Consider the following 19,724-nt stretch of genomic DNA (forward strand, 5'->3'; position numbering starts at 1 on the left):
ATGTCATCATTTTTTCCCCGTCTGCTCACCCTGTTTGCGCTTTGCTGTGCTTTTGCTGCGGCGGCGTCAGACCGTCCAAAAATTGGTTTGGTGCTCAGTGGTGGGGGCGCTAAAGGGGCCGCACACGTTGGCGTGTTAAAAGTGTTAGAGGCTAACCATATCCCGGTGGATTATATCGCGGGTACCAGTATCGGCGCTTATGTGGGCGGAATGTATGCGTTGGGATACAGCGCCGATGACATTGAAAAGCTGATGATGAAGCAAAACTGGTCCAGCGGTTATTCGGATCTGATCCCTCGTGAACAACTGGCGTACCGGGAAAAGCAAACGCGTGATCAGTACAATATTCCACTGAATCTGGGGATTCGCGATGGCGAGGTGCAGGCCCCAAGCGGCGTGTTACTGGGGCAGAGCATGTCGCGGTTATATCGCAATACGACCGGTCTGGTGCCGGAGTACAGCAGCTTTAATGATTTGGCGATCCCCTTTCGCGCGGTGGCGACTGATCTGGAAACCAGCCGTCCGGTGATCCTCAGCAGTGGCAGTTTGGTGCAGGCGATGCAAGCCTCTGCCACCGTCCCCGGCGCGCTGCAGCCCGCAGTGATTAACGGCAAAATTCTGGTGGATGGTGGCATCGCCAACAATATGCCGGTCGATGTGGTAAAAGCCATGGGGGCCGACATTGTTATTGCCGTGGATATCGGTTCGGAGCTGGTCAAAAAGAACCAGCTCAATGGTGCGGTGGCGGTGCTGAACCAGTTATCCACTATGCTGACTCAGGCCAGTACTGAACGGCAGAAATTACTGCTGACAGAACGAGATATTTTAATCCGGCCCAATATTGATTCGCTGAGTACCACAGACTTTTCTGATATGCCCAAAGCGCTGCATGCGGGCGAAGTTGCCGCGAAAGCATTGTTACCTGAATTGCGACGACTGGAACTGTCTGCCGCAGACTATACCGCTTATGAAAAACATAAAAAGGCTATCGCTGGCAGTTGGCTGGAGGATGTGCAGCGGCCGGTGACCCAGATTGTTTACCACAATGATGCCAAAGTCAGCCACTCGCTGTTGAGTCAAGTGCTGGGGATTAACGTGGGGGATGTGGTTACCAAGGCGCAGTTGGATGATGCGATCAACCGGTTATATTCGCTCGACAAGTTTGAACGAGTCAGCGCCGAATTTGAAGACACAGACCAAGGTCGGGTGCTGACAGTAACCACCAAGGCCAAATCCTGGGGGCCTAACTATTTGCGGTTTGGTTTTAACTGGGAAGATGATTTTTCGATGGACTCGGCGGTCACGTTGGACTTTGCGTTGACCATGAAAGATTTAACCGAAAACGGTGGTGAGTGGCGTAACGAAGCGAAGCTTGGTTTTGAAAAGATGCTGGGTACAGAGTTTTATCAGCCACTGGATGCAAACCAGCAGTTTTATGGCCGGGCCCGTTATCAGTATGAAGAGAAATCCTGGGATATCTTCAATGCTAATATTCTTTATTATCAATTGGATCGCAGTACCCATCAGATCGACCTCGGTATTGGCTATAACTATTTACCTGAAGGCTTGCTGGAACTGGGACTGACGGTTGATAGCGGCCGAATTTCCAACATCATCGCGGTTGATGATATCGACTTTACGACTTACGGGACCTACTTCAAATTTGCTTATGATTCGTTGGATAACATCAGTTTTCCAACCACCGGCAACCGTGTCACCGTCAATGTTTACCTGCGGAACGAAAAATATAACGGCGGCTTAGTGGCGGGGCCTGACCGCTCGTTGCAGATCCAGGCGGATTGGAAAGGTGTTGTCAGTGTGGGTAGTCATTCGTTTGTGGGCAAGGCTTCCTATGCCTCAGTCAATAAGGATGGCGATGAGAACTTCTCCATCTACGTGTCGGATCTTGGCGGCTTCCTTAATCTCTCCGGCTATCATAAAAACTCGCTCGCGGGTGCCCAGAAGTTGTTTGGCGCCTTTATTTATCAATATGATCTTGGGCGCGATGTGCTGGGGATGAAGGATTATCCACTTTACCTCGGAAGCAGTATTGAAGCGGGGAATGTCTGGGGCGTGGGTGAACATGTGGAACTCAATGATCTGATATATGCCGGCAGCCTGTATCTGGGCACCAATACACCATTGGGCCCGGCAGCATTGGGCATGGGCCTCAGTGATGATGGTCAAAAGACCATGTACCTGTTTATTGGTAAAAACTTCTGATCCAGGCTTCATAGATCCTTACAAAAATCGGCTATTGGCCGGGTAGTGGCGATGCTAAGGTGTCAGGCTGCTATCCTTGTTACACCCTTTTTAATCTGGAGAACGGGAATTCAATGAATAAGATAAGCGCTTTGGCAGTGGGGATTGCCTTGAGCCTTGGTCTGGCATCGTGTGCCAGTGAGCCAACCCAACCGCTGGCACAGACTCAGGCAGAAGTGAAAAAAGTCTCTGGTATTGAAACCGAGAATTTTGATCCAAAAGTACGTTTTCAGGACGACCTGTATTACAGCGTTAACGGTAAATGGCTACAACGTACCAAGATCCCGGCAGATAAATCCAATTACGGGGCGTTTACCGTTCTCTATGAAAAAAGCCAAGCGGCACTGAAGCAGATCGTTGAAGAAGCGGCTGCCAAACCGAATAAAGTCAAAGGCAGTACTGAACAGAAAATCGGGGATTTTTACACCGCTTATATGGACACCGCGACAGTTGAAAAACTGGGCATTACCCCGTTAAAAGCGCAACTGCATGACATCGCCGCGATTGCCAGCTATGCAGATGTTGCCGGGTTGATGGGCAAATTGCTGACGTCAGGCAGCAGCATTCCCTTCGGTTTCTATGTGAACAATGATGCCAAAAATTCCAGTCAATATGGTGTGTATCTTTACCAAAGTGGTCTGACGCTGCCTGACCGCGATTATTACCTGAAAGATGACGCCAAGTTTATTGCTAACCGCGATGCCATGCGCAAATACGTGCGTAATCTGCTCAAGGCGGCGGGTTATGCTAATGCTGACAGCGCAGTAGCGAATGTGGCCAACATTGAATTGGCGATTGCGAAAAACCAGTGGACCCGCGTGGAGTCCCGTGACGCGAATAAGTCATACAACAAAATGACCTTGGCGCAGATCCAGAAGCTGACGGGTAAGTTCGATTTCGCAGCGTTTGTATTGGGCAGTGGCCTGGCGGGTAAAACCGACGACATCATCGTGCGCCAGCCTTCTTACTTCGAAAAATTTGGCGCTGAATTTGAGAAATTTCCAGTCTCTGCCTGGAAGGACTATTTAGCATTCCATTTGGTTGACAGCTATGCCGAGTTACTGAGCAAGCAGTTTGCCGATCTGCATTTCGATTTCCACCAGAAAACCTTACAGGGCATCGAGCAACAGGAGCCGCGCTGGAAGCAGGCGGTTGATGGTGCTGACAATGTTATCGGTGAGCTGGTGGGTAAAGAATACGTGGCCCGCAACTTCAAACCTGAAGCGAAAGTGCGCATGGAAAGCATGATCAAAAACCTGATCAAAGGCTTTGAAGTCAGCATTAACGAACTGGAATGGATGACCCCGGCGACCAAGAAAGCGGCTCAGGAAAAACTGTCGAAGTTTACCTATAAGATTGGCTATCCGGACAAATGGAAAGACTATAGCAAACTGCAGATCAGTGCTAAGCAACTGGTGGCTAACTATCAGCGTGCCGCCAGCTTTGAGTACGACGATATGCTCAACAAAATTGGCAAGCCAGTCGATCGCACCGAGTGGCACATGACGCCACAGACGGTAAATGCTTACTACAGCCCAGTGGGTAATGAAATCGTATTCCCGGCCGCAATTTTACAACCGCCGTTCTTCAACATGGAGGCGGATGATGCGGTGAACTATGGCGGCATTGGCGCAGTGATTGGTCACGAAATCAGTCATGGTTTTGACGACCAAGGCGCCAAATATGACGGTGATGGCAACCTGCGTGACTGGTGGACCGATAAAGATCGTGCAGAGTTCCAGAAGCGTGGTAAAGCCCTGGCGGCACAATACAGTGCTTTTGAACCTTTGCCGGGCAAACATGTGAACGGTGATTTGACGCTAGGTGAAAACATCGGGGATCTGGGTGGATTAACGGTCGCCTTGCGCTCTTATCATCTGAGTCTTGATGGTAAAGAGGCTCCGGTTATGGATGGCCTGACCGGCGATCAACGCTTCTTCATTGGCTGGTCGCAGGTATGGCGCCGTAACTATCGTGATGCAGAGCTGGTGCGCCGTTTGTTGACTGACCCGCATTCTCCCAGTCACTATCGGGCGATGGCTACGCCACGTAACATCGACGGTTTCTATAAGGCGTTTGATCTGAAACCGACCGATAAAGAGTATTTACCCGAAGATCAACGAGTGAAAATCTGGTAATACCACTGTTTTGCTCATGAACCCAAAAGCCAGACACTATCGTCTGGCTTTTGTTTTGTGTGAGCTCAAGTTATGCCTTGCCTATTAGCTGCGCTAACAAGGCTGGAAGTTGCCGCAAATTGTCGGCTTGATGGTGCGCGGCTGTCCAACGAGGATCATGCCGTTGCGATGACGCGGGAATCACCAGTGTCTGCATTCTGGCGGCACGAGCAGCAATCAGTCCGTTAAATGAGTCTTCGACAGCGAGGCAACTGACCGGCGCAATACCAAGGGCTGATGCACAACGCAGATAGACCTCAGGATGCGGTTTGCCATAAGGCAGTGATTCAGCACTTTGAATGACATCAAAATATTCACGGATCTGTAACTGCTCCAGCACCGCGTCGATAATATTGCTGGATGAGGAGGTTGCCAGTCCAACTTTCAACTGGTATGTCCGGCAGGCTTGCAGCGCCTCGTTAACGCCGATCATGGCCTTGCCATCCTGGCGGATGTAGCGGATGACCTGCTCGATAATGTAGTCAGCCACCATGGCGGTATCAAAATCATCGGAAGGAAAACGCTGATACCAGTATTCAGCCACCTCGTCTATCCGCAGACCGGTGGTCTGCGCAATTTCTGCTTTGGTGATGGGCAATCCTTTGGCCGTAAGAATATCAAATTCCGCCTGTTGCCATACGGGCTCAGAATCGATCAGTACGCCATCCATATCGAAAATTACTGCGTTGAGCGGGGTATTTTTCATCGTTAATACCGTCATTGTGTAAAATTGGCACTGGCTGACAAGCGCTTGTTTGTCGCTGCAAAATATTGTAAGGACAATATCACACTACTGTAATTCGCTGTATTTTATCTAAATGATTAATTTTCAAACTATTGTCTAATATCATTATTGAATTTCAAACTTTAGTTTATTCTGCGCCTACAAATTTACCCCCACGCATTATGTGGTTCATGTGTGATCTGATTCATACTTTTGCAAAGCTGTAGTATACTTCTGCGCGGAAAATAAGGGTTGAATCTGTGGGACTGCCCGCGCTCGCGAATGGGCAGTCGTAAGAGCGCTAAACGAAGAGGAATGTTGCCGTGCTAGAAGCATATCGTAAACACGTTGCAGAGCGTGCCGCCGAGGGTGTTGTCCCAAAACCGCTGGATGCCCATCAGGTTGCCGAACTGGTTGAACTACTAAAAAATCCACCAGCGGGTGAAGAACAATTTATCCTGGATCTGCTGGAAAACCGTATTCCCCCAGGCGTTGATGAAGCTGCCTATGTTAAAGCCGGCTTCCTTGATGCCGTTGCCAGCGGCACCGTGACCTCTCCTATTGTTAGCGCCGAGCACGCAGTTGAACTGTTAGGTTCGATGCAAGGCGGTTACAACATTGAGCCGTTGGTGAAATTCCTTGACGACGAAAATCTGGCACCTCTTGCGGTTAAAGCGTTGTCTCATACCCTGCTGATGTTCGATGCCTACCATGATGTGGTGGAAAAAATGCAGGCAGGTAATAGTTACGCCAAGCAGGTTGTAGAATCCTGGGCTGATGCCGAATGGTTCCTCAGTCGTCCGAAACTGGCGGACAAAATTACCCTGACAGTGTTTAAAGTCCCCGGCGAGACTAACACCGATGACCTGTCTCCTGCACCTGATGCCTGGTCACGTCCAGATATCCCATTGCATGCACTGGCGATGCTGAAAAACGCTCGTGATGGTATCGAGCCGGATCAATCCGGTGTGGTTGGCCCCATCAGCAAAATTGAAGAACTGAAAACCAAAGGCTTCCCACTGGTTTACGTGGGGGATGTGGTGGGTACTGGTTCTTCCCGTAAATCAGCCACTAACTCAGTATTGTGGTTGATGGGCGACGATATTCCATTTGTGCCTAACAAGCGCGCTGGCGGTTTCTGTTTTGGTGGCAAGATCGCGCCTATTTTCTTCAACACCATGGAAGATGCGGGTGCTTTACCGGTTGAACTGGATGTTGGCAACATGGAAATGGGCGACATCATTGATGTTTACCCATATCAAGGTGTAGTGAAGCGTCATGACTCAGACGAAGTGATCTCTACTTTCGAGCTGAAAACTGATGTGTTACTGGATGAAGTCCGCGCCGGTGGCCGTATTCCGTTGATCATTGGCCGTGGTCTGACAGACAAGGCACGTGAAACGCTGGGCCTGCCAGCGTCTGACGTCTTTGTTCGCCCTGCAGCAGTGGCCGCCTCTAGCAAAGGTTTCACCCTCGCCCAGAAGATGGTGGGTAAAGCTTGTGGCGTCGCAGGTATTCGCCCTGGTCAGTATTGCGAGCCGAAGATGACCTCTGTCGGGTCTCAGGACACGACTGGCCCGATGACCCGTGATGAACTGAAAGACCTGGCCTGTTTGGGCTTCAGTGCCGATTTGGTGATGCAGTCTTTCTGTCACACTGCCGCTTATCCAAAACCAGTTGATGTGAATACTCACCACACACTGCCTGATTTCATCATGAATCGCGGTGGTGTATCACTGCGTCCTGGCGATGGTGTTATCCACTCTTGGCTGAACCGTATGCTGCTGCCAGATACTGTCGGTACTGGTGGTGACTCGCATACCCGTTTCCCGATTGGGATCTCTTTCCCTGCGGGTTCTGGTCTGGTGGCATTTGCTGCCGCTACCGGGGTAATGCCGTTGGATATGCCAGAATCCGTGCTGGTACGTTTCAGTGGCAAAATGCAGCCGGGTATCACTCTGCGTGATCTGGTGCATGCCATTCCGCACAAAGCGATCGAAATGGGCTTACTGACGGTTGAGAAGAAAGGTAAGAAGAACATCTTCTCTGGCCGTATCCTGGAGATTGAAGGTCTGCAACATCTGAAGGTTGAGCAAGCCTTTGAACTGTCAGATGCGTCTGCTGAACGCAGTGCGGCTGGCTGTACCATCAAGCTTGATAAAGCCCCGATCATTGAATACCTGAATTCTAACATCGTGATGCTGAAGTGGATGATTGCAGAAGGCTACGGTGATCGTCGCACGCTGGAACGTCGTATCAAGGGTATGGAAGAGTGGTTGGCTAATCCACAACTGATGGAAGCCGATGCCGATGCTGAATATGCTGCAGTCATTGAAATCGACTTGGATCAGATTAAAGAACCGATCCTGTGCGCACCAAACGATCCAGATGATGCCCGGCTGTTGTCTGAAGTGGCAAATACCAAGATTGACGAAGTGTTCGTTGGTTCTTGTATGACCAACATCGGCCACTTCCGTGCTACGGGTAAAGTGCTGGATAAGTTTGCCAAAACTTTGCCAACCCGTCTGTGGATTGCACCGCCAACCAAGATGGATAAGGACCAACTGACCGAAGAAGGCTATTACGGTATTTTCGGTCGTGCTGGTGCGCGTATCGAAATTCCTGGCTGTTCGCTGTGTATGGGTAACCAGGCGCGCGTCGCCGATGGGGCGACGGTGGTATCAACTTCTACCCGTAACTTCCCGAACCGTCTGGGAACCGGTGCCAATGTGTATCTGGCTTCTGCCGAACTGGCAGCAGTCGCTGCACTGATTGGCCGTTTACCAACGCCAGCAGAGTATCAGGAATATGCGAAGGAAATCGATGCAACCGCAGCCGATACTTATCGCTACCTGAACTTTGACAAGATTGGCTCTTACACTGAAAAGGCCGGAAAAGTGATTTTCCAGACGGCAGTGTAAGTTCATTGCTAAGAGAAAAGGCCAGCAAATGCTGGCCTTTTTCATCGACAACATGCCTTGCTAAACGGCTGATTGCATCGCTTCTTCTCGTTTGACGCGATAGGTGTAAAGCACCTGCAGCAAGCGATCCTCTAATTGCAGACGAGTTTCCAGAGTATTCACCAGCTCGGCTAAATCGTCATCCAGTTCAAACAGCATATCGTCGCTCTCAACGTCAGCGTATTTGTCGATAAAATCGAGCAGGAGTTCGGTGGTTTCCAGAAGTTTTGGCAACAGCTGATCGGTCAGTTTTTGCCCCTCAGGAAACGAGTGCATGATTTGGTTAATTACGCGGAAATGACATTCTGATATGTAATCGACGAGGTGTTCACAGAACAGATGTACCTGCGCCACCTCAGGAAGGCTTTTTTTGTCACGTTTACCGTAGGGTATCCCCGCCAACTTGAAATACTGGCTCAGTAATTCTCGTCGATTGTGCAGCCAACGGTCGATCAGTCGGCTGGCGCCACCCCATTTTTGTTCTGCCAGTTCGAGTTCAGTCAGCATAATGACACTCCTTCCCCGCCTAGAATACTTTCAATTTAGGCGATTACAGCGGTGCTTGGCAACTGAAACAGATCCGACAAGCGACTAAAGTCTATCGACTGGTGACAATGTCATTCGAAAAATAAAAAGCCCAGCGGTAGAAACTACCGCTGGGCGAGGAAAATTATGACGGGCTCGATGTGACGAGCTTCTTGATTGTTCTTGCTAGCGCAGACTTTTTATACCAAAGGGGGGGAACTGGTGCAACTTTTTTCAGTCACATAAGAGATGTGCTTTCCTTTTTCATTTCGGTTTATTCCCGGTCCGTGATCCGTGGCCGATTCTGCATAATTGACACATTTTTCTGATCTGGAAATATCCATGTTAAGGGTCACAGAAATACTGTTAGAGAGGTTACATTATTGTGGCAAATGCTAAACTACCGCCCCAGAAAATCCTAAATTAACCTGTAGGAACAGCCAAATGGCAGAATTGAAGAACGATCGTTATTTGCGTGCCTTGTTGAGACAACCTGTTGACGTAACTCCGGTGTGGATGATGCGTCAGGCTGGACGTTACTTACCTGAATACCGTGCCACACGTGCTCAGGCTGGGGATTTTATGGCACTGTGCCGTAATGCTGATTTAGCTTGTGAAGTGACTTTGCAACCATTGCGTCGTTTCAATTTAGACGCGGCAATTCTGTTCTCCGATATTCTGACCGTGCCTGATGCCATGGGCCTGGGGCTGTATTTTGAAGCCGGTGAAGGTCCTCGTTTTGAGCGTAAAGCCGACACCATGGCAGCCATCAAAGCACTGCCAGTGCCTGATCCAGAACAGGAACTGGGTTACGTGATGAAAGCGGTAAGCACTATTCGCCGTGAGCTGAAAGGTGAAGTGCCGCTGATCGGCTTCTCTGGTTCACCCTGGACATTGGCGACTTACATGGTTGAGGGCGGCTCTAGCAAAACGTTTGAACAAGTTAAGCGCATGATGTATGCCGAACCGGCGGCGCTGCACCTGTTGCTAGACAAGCTGGCCGATGCGGTGACCTTGTATCTGAATGCCCAGATTGCCAACGGCGCGCAAGCCGTGATGATTTTTGATTCCTGGGGTGGCGCACTGTCTCATTCAGCCTATCTTGAATTCTCTCTGCGTTATATGGAGAAGATTGTTGCAGGTCTGACTCGTGAAGCCGAAGGTCGTCGAGTGCCAGTAACGCTGTTCACTAAAGGTGGCGGTCTGTGGCTGGAAGCCATGGCAGCTACTGGTTGTGATGCTCTGGGGCTGGACTGGACCATTGATATTGCTGAAGCTCGCCGCCGCGTAGGTGACAAAGTGGCGTTGCAGGGCAATATGGACCCGTCGATGTTGTATGCGCCAATTCCGCGCATTGAAGAAGAAGTGGCCACTATTCTGGCTGGATTTGGCGAAGGCAATGGTCATGTGTTTAACTTGGGACATGGTATTTCCCAGCATGCTGACCCTGCTCACGCCGAAGCGTTTGTGAAAGCGGTACACGAGCAGTCTCGTAAATATCACAAATAGTCACCGTCTCAATGTGCATAAAGGCCCGACATCGGGCCTTTATTGTTTTCAGTATATTAGCCGTCACACTTTTACGTTTTCTGCAAAATAGCCATTGACGAAAATGCGCTAAATCAAAAAATTGCCTAAAAGCTTCAGGCAAGATGCACAGACTTTCCGCCGGTAAGTGCTGCCATTATCGACAGCGCCGGCCTCCTTTTGGCTGCCTTGATGAGAGATGTGCCGAGACTCCCACTATGTATATTGGCAATCGTATTCGGTTATTTATTGGTGGTTTTTGCATTCCGGCGCTGCTGGTTGTCACCTATTGTCTGAATTTGTGGTTTCAACAGGGAATTGCACAACATCAACAACAGATGATGCAGCATGAGCTGGCTCGGATACAGCAACAGATCTCGGCAGATTTAGAGCAACTGCAACAGCTGCTGACGTTATATGCACCCGTGTATCAGCAGAAGGAAGTGCAGGGAGCTTGGCAGCCGTTATTGGCGGGTCATAACATCAGTCTGTTTGTCGAGCAGCACCAGCAGTTACATAAGCTGCAGGGGGGCAGTTTCCCCGAGACTCACCAATTATTCACCACGCTCAATAATCCTGCGTGGCTGGCATCTGAAAGCAGCGGTATTTTGCTGGTGGATGATCAGCCAGTGATGCTGGGATATATACGCTTACCCAACGGAGAGGTATTAATCGCTTGTCGTTGGTTGAATGACGCCTATCTTGCCGCACTGGAACAGACCCAAGTGATTCATCTTAGGCCATTGTCAGCCTTTAGTATTCTGCCAGAGGCAACGCCTCATCGTCTTTATCAGCGGTTGGCGCTGCCGTCAGTGGGGAATGTCCCGGTGGTGCTGGAATTACAACTACAGCCACAGTTAGTGGCACAGATGCAATGGCGCAGTATTCCCATCGTGTTGTTATTACTCCCATGTGGTTTACTGATAGTGGCATTAGGGTATTTATGGTTGCGGACTAAATTGCTGACGCCATTTTCACGGTTGATGGACGAGTTAGCACAAATTGATCCTAACACGCGTATTCCTGCACGCCTCAGTGGTAAGGGCGGTGCAGAATTCCGTATCCTGGCAGACAGGATTAATGAGTTGCTGCTGCGGATCTGTCGCCATAAAGAACGCTCGCGAATTACCCTGGAATCCATCGCTGAAGCTGTGTTAATTACCGACCGACATGCGCGCATTGTTTACTTGAATCCGCAGGCGGAAAAGTTACTCGGCGTCAATCGGCGGCAGGCACTTAAGGCAACGCTCGGTGAGATGTTCGACAGCGCTAATAGTCTTGATGCTGAAATTAAGCAGTTTATGTCCTCCGGCGGTCGTCAGGCGGAACATCGTAAAATGAGTCTGGCGTTATCGCAGCCGCGGATACTGGACCGTGCCCTGAGCAATCTGCATGATGAAGAGGATGAAATTATTGGCTCGGTGATCGTGCTAAGAGACATTACCGATGAAGAAGGTTTGAAGCTGCAATTGCAAAAGAAAGCCGACTACGACGGTACTACGGCTTTACTCAATCGCAATGCTTTTGAAGAGCGATTACCGGGATTTGTCGCTCATGCCAGCTCATTAGCCATCTGTTATCTCGACCTTGAACAATTCAAGTTGATTAATGACAACTGTGGTCACGATGCCGGTGATCAGATGTTGGCACTGGTTGCCAAGGCCATTGCGTCACAGCTGGATGAACAGGATCTGTTAGCCAGACTGGGGGGAGATGAGTTTGGCGTCGTGCTGCGTGATCGCAGTGCTGTGGAAGTGACACGCTTACTGAAACAGATTGTGCATCAGGTGCATCTGCAGACGATCCACCACCAGGGCATTCATTACCGAGTAGGCATCAGTGTCGGTATTGCCTTTTGCCAGGGCGAGCCGATAAAGGCCAGTGAACTCCTTAAAGATGCTGACATTGCTTGTATTGCGGCTAAACGCAAGGGCAGCAATCAAATCCACATTTTTGATGGGCGTAATCAGGAGCTGGCGTATGAGCGCAATGCTCCGCAGTGGGCACTACGGATCACTCGCGCTATCGAAGCTAGGGAGTTGCTGTTGTATTTCCAGCCGATCCGCAATTTGAATGGTGGTAGCGGTCGGCAGCGGTTAGAAATTCTGCTGCGGATTAAAGGTGAGCATGGCCGTATTTTGCCACCAGCACAGTTCATTGCCGCGGCAGAACGCTTCAAGCTGATGCCGGAAGTCGATCGAGAAGTGATACGGATGGCATTTGACTGGTTAGCTGCACACCGAACGTTATGTCAGCAAATTACCATGTCGATTAACTTATCGGCCAACAGTCTGGGTGCCGATGGTATGTTGAGCTACATTGCGGATATGCAGGCGCTGTATGCTATTCCCAGTAGCTGCATTTGCTTTGAAATTACCGAAACCAGCGCCATCCAGAATCGGCAACGGGCGATGGAAATGCTAAAAGCGATGCGAAAATTGGGGTTCTCGCTGGCATTAGATGATTTCGGCAGTGGCTTCGCTTCCTACGGCTACTTGCGTGAGTTGCCGGTCGATTATGTGAAGATTGATGGCTGCTTTGTGCGGCAATTGGCCGTCAATGCCCGCGATTACGCGATTGTGAAATCGATACATGATGTCTGCAGTACTATGGGTATCGAAACAGTCGCGGAATTTGTCGAAAGTCAGGCGATCATCGACAAGCTGAGTGAAATAGGTGTCAATTATGCACAAGGCTATGTGATCGGACGCCCCATACCTTTGCAGCAATACAGTTTGCCAACCGCCGGGTTACGATTAGTAACAGAACTGCTGGCAGAGCCGACAGCCGTTGCGGTTAGTCGCTGAAACAGCCATAAAAAACCGAAGCATTTGCTTCGGTTTTCAATGTAACTGAGCGGTTTAACGCTGCTGTTCACGGGCGATGGCCCGATAACCGATATCGGTACGGAAATACACATCATCCCAGTGAATTTCATCCACCAGTGCATAAGCGGCTTGTTGCGCTGCGGTAACGGAATGTCCAAGCGCGGTTGCACACAGCACCCGACCCCCATTGGTTACCACGTGACCATCCTGCATTTTGGTGCCAGCATGGAACACTTTCGCATCATTATTGCCGAGACTTAGCCCTTCAATCACGTCCCCTTTACGATAGCTGTCTGGATAACCCCCGGCAGCCAGCACTACACCTACGGCAGCGCGTTCATCATATTCAGCGGTCACTTGATCCAGTTCACCGCGGCAGGCGGCCAGGCACAAAGCTACCAGATCAGACTTTAACCGCATCATAATTGGTTGGGTTTCAGGGTCGCCAAAGCGGCAGTTGTATTCCAGCACTTTCGACGTGCCATCCGCCGCAATCATCAGTCCGGCATACAGGAAACCGGTATAGACATTCCCTTCCGCAGCCATCCCATCGACCGTTGGGCGGATGACATTGGCGATGACCCAGTCATGGATCTCTGGCGTGACCACTGGCGCGGGGGAATAGGCGCCCATACCGCCGGTATTTGGACCATTATCCGCATTATCACGCGCTTTATGATCCTGGCTGGTGGCCATCGGCAGAATGTTGTGACCATCGACCATCACGATAAAGCTGGCTTCTTCGCCTTTCAGAAACTCTTCAATGACGACGCGTGAACCGGCTTCGCCAAATTTGTTGCCAGCGAGCATATCATCAATGGCGGCATCGGCTTCGGCCTGATCCTGCGCGATGATTACGCCTTTACCGGCAGCCAGCCCGTCGGCTTTAATGACCACTGGGAAGCCCGTACGTGCGGCGAGCGTGGCAGCAAAGGCTTTGGCTGGGGCGATTTCGGTAAAATTCTGATAGTCGGCAGTGGGAATATGGTGCCGAGCCAGAAAATCCTTAGTAAATGCTTTGGAGCCTTCTAATTGTGCGGCCGCCTTGGTTGGGCCGAAAATGGTTTGCCCAGCTGCACGAAAAGCGTCGACGACACCAAGGACTAACGGTGCTTCGGGGCCGACGATGGTCAGTGCTACCTGTTCCGCTTTGGCAAATGCCAACAGCTTGTCAATGTCTGTCGCATCAATCGCAATATTTTGCAGCTTGGGTTCCAGCGCCGTGCCGGCATTGCCTGGTGCGACAAATACCTGCTCTACGTCAGCAGATTGTGCAGCTTTCCAAGCCAGGGCGTGCTCACGACCACCATTACCAATCACGAGTACTTTCATCTGTTAATTCCTTAATGCTGTCAGCGGGGAGCCTGGCTCCCCGGGCAAATCATCAATGGTGGAAATGACGCATTCCGGTAAAGACCATCGCCATCCCGTGTTCATCCGCCGCAGCAATCACTTCTTCATCGCGGATGGAACCGCCTGGTTGAATGATACAGCTGATGCCAGCCTCTGCTGCTGCATCAATACCGTCACGGAATGGGAAGAAAGCGTCGGATGCCATCACTGAACCTTCGACGACCAAGCCTTCATCCGCTGCCTTGATCCCCGCGATTTTGGCACTGTACACGCGGCTCATCTGGCCGGCACCTACGCCAATAGTCATTCCCGCTTTGGCGTAGACGATAGCATTGGATTTCACAAATTTGGCGACTTTCCAGCAGAACAGTAAATCTTTCAGCTCACTGGCGGTCGGCTGACGCTTAGTCACGACTTTCAGGTCAGCTTCAGTCGTGGTGCCCTGATCGCGGTCCTGCACCAGCAAACCACCGTTAACGCGCTTGTAGTCGTAACCTTTAGTCGGTTGCTGCCACTGTCCGCATTCCAGCAAACGCACATTCGCTTTCTTGGCAACGACTTCTCGAGCGGCCGGACTAACCACTGGCGCAATAATCACTTCTACAAACTGACGGTCAACGATTGCCGCAGCAGTGTTGCCATCCAGTTCACGGTTAAACGCGATAATGCCACCGAACGCTGAGGTTGGATCGGTTTTAAATGCCCGGTTGTAAGCGTCTAGCAGGTTACTGCCCAGCGCGACACCGCAAGGGTTCGCGTGCTTAACAATCACACAGGCGGGTTCAGCAAATTCCTTCACACATTCCAGCGCTGCATCGGTATCGGCGATATTGTTGTAAGACAGCGCCTTGCCTTGCAGTTGTACGGCAGTGGCCACTGAGGCTTCATCAATATTGAGGTCAGTGTAAAATGCCGCGCTCTGATGGCTGTTTTCGCCATAACGCAGATCCTGCTTTTTCACCAACTGAGTGTTGAAGGTACGCGGGAATTTAGAATCAGCGTCGCAGTTGTCTTTGCTATGTGCTGGCACCATAGTGCCAAAATAGTTAGCGATCATGCCGTCATAAGCCGCGGTATGTTCAAACGCGGCAATCGCCAGATCAAAGCGGGTTGCCAATGTGGTTGAACCCTGGTTAGCAGCCATTTCGGCTAACACGCGGTCATAATCCGCAGCATTGACGACAATAGTGACATCTTTGTGGTTTTTCGCGGCGGCACGCACCATCGTCGGTCCACCGATATCGATGTTTTCTACCGCATCTTCCAGTGTGCAACCCGGTTTGGCTACGGTGGCGGCAAAGGGGTAGAGGTTGACGACTACCAGATCGATCGGACTGATATGGTTGTCCAGCATCACTTGTTCATCCAGACCGCGGCGGCCCAAAATGCCACCGTGCACTTTGGGATGCAGGGTTTTTACTCGGCCGTCCATGATTTCCGGATGACCGGTGTAGTCTGAGACTTCGATAACCGGTACGCCGTTGTCTGCCAACAGGCGGGCGGTGCCACCTGTGGAGAGCAACTCCACTCCTTGCGCGTGCAAGGCTTGGGCAAATTCAAGGATTCCGGTTTTATCTGAGACGCTGAGCAGCGCACGACGTATAGGTCTGGCAGTAGTCATTTGAGTACAGTTTCCACGTTTAGATATTGCAAAGGACTTTAGAAAAATTATAAAAATCATAGTTATATATTTATAACTTTGCCAAAGTCCCTCCAGCCTTGAGCATCTGGGATGCTGCCGGAGGCGGTATTCTAGCGCAAATCCCTCAATCGCGTTGTTTTTTATGCCGAACAACACATACGCCTCTGGCGAACGAAGCCGCATCATCTTAACTATCAAATGAGAGTGATTTTCAGTTAAAATAGCTTGACCTTGGATATAGCTCTAAGGTTTATACTCAACTGGCAAGATAGGTGAGGGCAGATGTTACGCATTGGCGAGCTGGCAAACATGTGCGGAGTGAATACAGATACGCTGCGCTTTTATGAAAAGCATGGCTTGTTGACGCCTTCCATGCGCACAGCGTCAGGTTATCGCGTATACAGCACCGATGATGCGGCACGCTTACAGTTTATTCTGCGAGCCAAAGCGGTGGGATTCAGTCTGAGTGAAATTTCAGAACTGTTATCTATCGAGCTGGACAAGGCCAACCGCGCTTGTGGTGATGTTAAAGGCATGGTGGACGACAAACTCGCGCAGGTGCAACAACGGATTGCGGAACTCGATCGCTTTCGTCGTTCTCTGCAATTGTTATCGGACACTTGCTGTGGTGGCCCGGAAAGCGCGGAACACTGTTCAATTTTAAAGGCGTTGGAGTCTTGTGATGTATCCAGCGCTGAAGCGTTACCAGATGAAACAATACATATTCATGCACCGCTACAGGGTGATTGCAAATGTTGATGAATAATTTTATCGCGCTGTTTATGGAATCTGCCCCATGGTTATTACTGGGGTTGCTGTTAGCCGGTATGTTAAAGATGTTTGTGCCAACTACTTGGATGCACAAGCAGCTTGGTGGAAATGGTATCGGTAGTACTATTAAAGCGGCGTTATTCGGTGCCCCATTACCTCTGTGTTCCTGCGGCGTAATTCCCGCTGCAGTTGCTTTGCGTCGTAGTGGTGCATCAAAAGCGGCGACGACTTCGTTTCTGGTATCAACGCCAGAAACCGGAGTTGATTCGGTCACGATTTCTTATGTGCTCCTTGGGCCTTTTATGGCCGTCGTTCGCCCAATTGCCGCCGTAGTCAGCGCGATAGTTGCTGGATTACTGGTGGGACGCGATGAAGCTCAAGCCGACAAGGTCAATGCTGTATCCAAATTTACCCCAGTAACCGGGAGGATGTTCTCACCAGTGACATCGGCGGCATCGAAGCCGAGCAGTTGTTGCACTAATACTGCAACTGCAAGTTCGTCTTGCGGTTGCTCTGTCAAACCGGCCAAAGAGAGCAGTTGCTGTGGTTCCGCGCAGGCGGCAGACAGTTGCTGTAGTGATAAAGCCCCGCAGTATGAATCCTTAATCGAGGACAGTTGTGGCTGCAGCAGCGGTAAAAGTAGTTGTTGCGGAGGTGAAACCTCGGAAAATCGAGAAATGTCGTTCCTGAGTAAGCTTTGGCATGGCATCAAGTACGCGGCGACAGATCTGGTGGCAGATACCGCACTATGGCTGCTGGTGGGACTGTTTTTTGCTGCGGTAGTGACTACCTATGTCCCGGCAGACTTTCTGGCTCGCTGGGGTGATGGGGTGCTGGCGATGTTGGCAATGGTGTTGATTTCAATCCCTATGTACATCTGTGCTACGGCTTCGACACCTGTCGCCGCCGGACTGCTATTGGCAGGGATTTCCCCCGGTGCGGTATTGGTATTTATGTTGGCTGGCCCCGCCACCAATATTGCAACACTTGGGATTGTGTCGAAAGAGCTGGGTAAACGGGCATTGTACGGGTACTTGGGTGGTGTGCTGGGGGTGGCGCTGTTGAGTGGTTTTGTGGTGAATTATCTGGTGGCGACATTTGGCTTCGAGGTGACACCACAAATTGGTGCCGAACATGAGGTATTACCGCAGGTGGTGGTCAGCTATTCTGCATTATTACTGGCGGGGCTGATGGCTAAAGCTCTCTACGACAAAGTGCCACGGCGTTGGTTGCGCAGAGATTGTTGCTCTTAATAACCTTGGCCGCCATAAAGAGAAAGGCACTCATTGAGTGCCTTTCGTGATCCTGTTGCCGACAAGCGGCTGCAAAAATTTCAGTTTCATTGACAGAAGTATCAGCTGTTATCTACCGGATTATTTCTGGCCTGCCGTTTAGCGGCTTTGGCTGCCCTTTTTTCCTTCATACTCAGCTGGGGCTTTTTCTTCTGTTCTTTGCTGCTGTTGTGTTCTTTACTCATGGTTTTCCTTCCGTATTTACTTTAGGAGAAACCGTAGGGATTTATATAACCTGTCGGTATATCCCGGCGATTTCAAGACTCACCTGACAGCTGGTGATACCTGCGTTTTTAGGTATCGATGAAACCAGTTGCACCGACAGTCATCTGTCGGTGAATTTCATTCTACGCCGCTGCTTTCAGGGTGGCGCATCTTCCAATAGAATAATTTTTAATAAGTGGATTTTGGTGATAATCAGAACGAATTAAAACGCGCTTTCTAGTGCCGCTGACTATCTCGATTGTTGCACTCATGCAACAGTGGGTAAATTATCGACGGTCTAATAAATTCTATGTGACAAAGGTAGAATAACCAGCGTTATCTCTAGTGTTAAACACCCCCAAACATGCCTGATGCCTTGAATTGGCTACTGGTGACAACTGTATGATGCAGTTACCTCTTTTGGTATCCGGAGCAATAACTGGACGTTAAGACGGTTATTGGCCGGTGCAGGTTATTTCGAAGCGCTTCCCGGCCACCTTTACAGGTCTTATCGACAACCGCACCGGCTCCCGGAGCCAAATTTATACCGCAATCCACTTTGTGGACCTCAGCTTCCTAGTCAATAGATTCTATGATGTAATCCGCTTTTTGGAATTCAGGGGGCAGCTCATGTATTGGCAGCGTTATTCGTTTGCTGACTTGGACACAAATACGCTCTATACCGTGTTGAAACTGCGTGTGGATGTGTTTGTGGTGGAGCAGCAGTGCCCATACCCGGAATTAGATGATAAAGATCGCCATCAAGGTGCTCTGCATCTAATAGGTTACGATAATGGGGAGCTGGTGGCCTATGCGCGCTTATTGCCACCAGGTTGTAGTTATGACGAGTGCAGTATTGGTCGCGTGTTGGTAGCACCCTGTGCCAGAGGAAGAGGTTTGGCTCATGCGCTGATGCAACAGGCAATCGAGGCTTGTCGGCAACAGTGGCCTCAAAGTGCTATTCGGATTGGTGCCCAGGATTATTTACGACAGTTTTATGCAGCGTTAGGATTTCAGGCGGTTTCTGCAGTGTATCTTGAGGATGGTATTCCACATTTAGAGATGTTGCTGCCGAACGCTACTTAGGTCATGGCAACGCCAATAAAAAAAGCGTGCAAAGCACGCCTTTTTTATTGGCAGGGGGTCCTACCTAAGCACGTAACTTGACCTCAGGTTGCAGATCAATGTCTCCTTGCCAATTAATTGTCGCTAACTGGGAATGCTGCGCAACGATTGCCAGTGGGCCGGAATACATCTGCCTTACAAACAGCAGGCGATAACCGTATCCCTGAAGCCGATAGTATGCCATTTTTTGCTCTGGCGTCATTGCATCCCAAAAAGTATCGCGTGAAATGGCGGTCCGTCGCCTTTCTTGATATTGTTCTAGTGTTTGGACCATGATTCGATTCTTCGACCGTTAGTTGTACCACGTCACTGCTGTGGCATTGGCAGCTGAACA

General features: G+C 50.3%; 14 protein-coding genes. 8 read left to right on the forward strand and 6 right to left on the reverse strand.

Annotated features, from left to right (window positions below):
* The gene (locus PY479_RS12775; protein WP_275484008.1) at positions 1-2,223 is read left to right on the forward strand and encodes a patatin-like phospholipase family protein; all 2,223 of its coding nucleotides are present in this window, start codon (positions 1-3) and stop codon (positions 2,221-2,223) included.
* Positions 2,224-2,336: 113 nt separating this feature from the next.
* Positions 2,337-4,400 (forward strand): M13-type metalloendopeptidase, encoded by a 2,064-nt coding sequence (locus tag PY479_RS12780; RefSeq protein WP_212595178.1) that lies wholly within the window; start codon positions 2,337-2,339, stop codon positions 4,398-4,400.
* A gap of 70 nt (positions 4,401-4,470) precedes the next feature.
* Here PY479_RS12780 and hxpB read toward each other — a convergent pair whose 3' ends face one another.
* A complete protein-coding gene (gene hxpB, locus PY479_RS12785; protein WP_275484009.1) occupies positions 4,471-5,145 on the reverse strand; it encodes a hexitol phosphatase HxpB in 675 nt (224 codons plus the stop codon).
* 341 nt (positions 5,146-5,486) lie between these two features.
* Between hxpB and acnB the strand changes: the two genes are divergently transcribed.
* Positions 5,487-8,084: a bifunctional aconitate hydratase 2/2-methylisocitrate dehydratase gene (gene acnB / locus PY479_RS12790; protein ID WP_275484010.1), complete on the forward strand. Its 2,598-nt coding sequence runs from the start codon at positions 5,487-5,489 to the stop codon at positions 8,082-8,084.
* A 60-nt stretch (positions 8,085-8,144) separates the two neighbouring features.
* On the opposite strand, the gene rsd is transcribed toward acnB, so the two are convergent.
* Complete coding sequence (gene rsd / locus PY479_RS12795) at positions 8,145-8,630, reverse strand: sigma D regulator (RefSeq protein ID WP_212595180.1); 486 nt, start codon at positions 8,628-8,630, stop codon at positions 8,145-8,147.
* Positions 8,631-9,092: 462 nt separating this feature from the next.
* On the opposite strand from rsd, the gene hemE reads away from it, so the two are divergent.
* Complete coding sequence (gene hemE / locus PY479_RS12800; RefSeq protein WP_212595181.1) at positions 9,093-10,157, forward strand: uroporphyrinogen decarboxylase; 1,065 nt, start codon at positions 9,093-9,095, stop codon at positions 10,155-10,157.
* A 236-nt stretch (positions 10,158-10,393) separates the two neighbouring features.
* Positions 10,394-12,982, forward strand: a complete 2,589-nt coding sequence (locus PY479_RS12805; protein ID WP_275484011.1) for an EAL domain-containing protein — start codon at positions 10,394-10,396, stop codon at positions 12,980-12,982.
* A gap of 54 nt (positions 12,983-13,036) precedes the next feature.
* Here PY479_RS12805 and purD read toward each other — a convergent pair whose 3' ends face one another.
* Both purD and purH read right to left on the reverse strand, forming a co-directional pair.
* Positions 13,037-14,335 (reverse strand): phosphoribosylamine--glycine ligase, encoded by a 1,299-nt coding sequence (gene purD, locus PY479_RS12810; protein ID WP_275484012.1) that lies wholly within the window; start codon positions 14,333-14,335, stop codon positions 13,037-13,039.
* Between the two features lie 52 nt (positions 14,336-14,387).
* Positions 14,388-15,977, reverse strand: a complete 1,590-nt coding sequence (gene purH / locus PY479_RS12815; RefSeq protein WP_275484013.1) for a bifunctional phosphoribosylaminoimidazolecarboxamide formyltransferase/IMP cyclohydrolase — start codon at positions 15,975-15,977, stop codon at positions 14,388-14,390.
* A gap of 303 nt (positions 15,978-16,280) precedes the next feature.
* Here purH and zntR point away from each other — a divergent pair, with 303 nt between their 5' ends.
* Entirely contained in the window at positions 16,281-16,757 is a 477-nt protein-coding gene (gene zntR, locus PY479_RS12820) for a Zn(2+)-responsive transcriptional regulator (protein WP_275484014.1), read from the forward strand.
* Complete coding sequence (locus PY479_RS12825; RefSeq protein WP_275484015.1) at positions 16,751-18,022, forward strand: SO_0444 family Cu/Zn efflux transporter; 1,272 nt, start codon at positions 16,751-16,753, stop codon at positions 18,020-18,022. The genes zntR and PY479_RS12825 overlap by 7 nt, the downstream gene beginning before the upstream one ends.
* A 101-nt stretch (positions 18,023-18,123) precedes the next feature.
* On the opposite strand, the gene PY479_RS12830 is transcribed toward PY479_RS12825, so the two are convergent.
* Entirely contained in the window at positions 18,124-18,246 is a 123-nt protein-coding gene (locus PY479_RS12830) for a hypothetical protein (RefSeq protein WP_267459533.1), read from the reverse strand.
* Between the two features lie 649 nt (positions 18,247-18,895).
* Between PY479_RS12830 and PY479_RS12835 the strand changes: the two genes are divergently transcribed.
* Positions 18,896-19,351, forward strand: coding sequence for a GNAT family N-acetyltransferase (locus tag PY479_RS12835; protein WP_275484016.1), 456 nt, complete (start codon positions 18,896-18,898; stop codon positions 19,349-19,351).
* Between the two features lie 64 nt (positions 19,352-19,415).
* Here PY479_RS12835 and PY479_RS12840 read toward each other — a convergent pair whose 3' ends face one another.
* Positions 19,416-19,664, reverse strand: a complete 249-nt coding sequence (locus PY479_RS12840; protein ID WP_212595188.1) for a hypothetical protein — start codon at positions 19,662-19,664, stop codon at positions 19,416-19,418.
* Positions 19,665-19,724: the final 60 nt, after the last annotated feature.

It is taken from the genome of Shewanella sp. A32 (assembly GCF_029167175.1).
Lineage (GTDB): Bacteria > Pseudomonadota > Gammaproteobacteria > Enterobacterales > Shewanellaceae > Shewanella > Shewanella yunxiaonensis.

Excerpts from the sequence above, each read along its gene's own strand:
- hxpB (WP_275484009.1), bottom strand. The coding sequence starts at position 5,145 with ATGAAAAATACCCCGCTCAACGCAGTAATTTTCGATATGGATGGCGTA.
- PY479_RS12780 (WP_212595178.1), top strand. The coding sequence starts at position 2,337 with ATGAATAAGATAAGCGCTTTGGCAGTGGGGATTGCCTTGAGCCTTGGT.
- PY479_RS12825 (WP_275484015.1), top strand. The coding sequence starts at position 16,751 with ATGTTGATGAATAATTTTATCGCGCTGTTTATGGAATCTGCCCCATGG.
- PY479_RS12830 (WP_267459533.1), bottom strand. The coding sequence starts at position 18,246 with ATGAGTAAAGAACACAACAGCAGCAAAGAACAGAAGAAAAAGCCCCAG.
- purD (WP_275484012.1), bottom strand. The coding sequence starts at position 14,335 with ATGAAAGTACTCGTGATTGGTAATGGTGGTCGTGAGCACGCCCTGGCT.
- PY479_RS12835 (WP_275484016.1), top strand. The coding sequence starts at position 18,896 with ATGTATTGGCAGCGTTATTCGTTTGCTGACTTGGACACAAATACGCTC.
- PY479_RS12775 (WP_275484008.1), top strand. The coding sequence starts at position 1 with ATGTCATCATTTTTTCCCCGTCTGCTCACCCTGTTTGCGCTTTGCTGT.
- purH (WP_275484013.1), bottom strand. The coding sequence starts at position 15,977 with ATGACTACTGCCAGACCTATACGTCGTGCGCTGCTCAGCGTCTCAGAT.
- rsd (WP_212595180.1), bottom strand. The coding sequence starts at position 8,630 with ATGCTGACTGAACTCGAACTGGCAGAACAAAAATGGGGTGGCGCCAGC.
- PY479_RS12805 (WP_275484011.1), top strand. The coding sequence starts at position 10,394 with ATGTATATTGGCAATCGTATTCGGTTATTTATTGGTGGTTTTTGCATT.
- zntR (WP_275484014.1), top strand. The coding sequence starts at position 16,281 with ATGTTACGCATTGGCGAGCTGGCAAACATGTGCGGAGTGAATACAGAT.
- PY479_RS12840 (WP_212595188.1), bottom strand. The coding sequence starts at position 19,664 with ATGGTCCAAACACTAGAACAATATCAAGAAAGGCGACGGACCGCCATT.
- hemE (WP_212595181.1), top strand. The coding sequence starts at position 9,093 with ATGGCAGAATTGAAGAACGATCGTTATTTGCGTGCCTTGTTGAGACAA.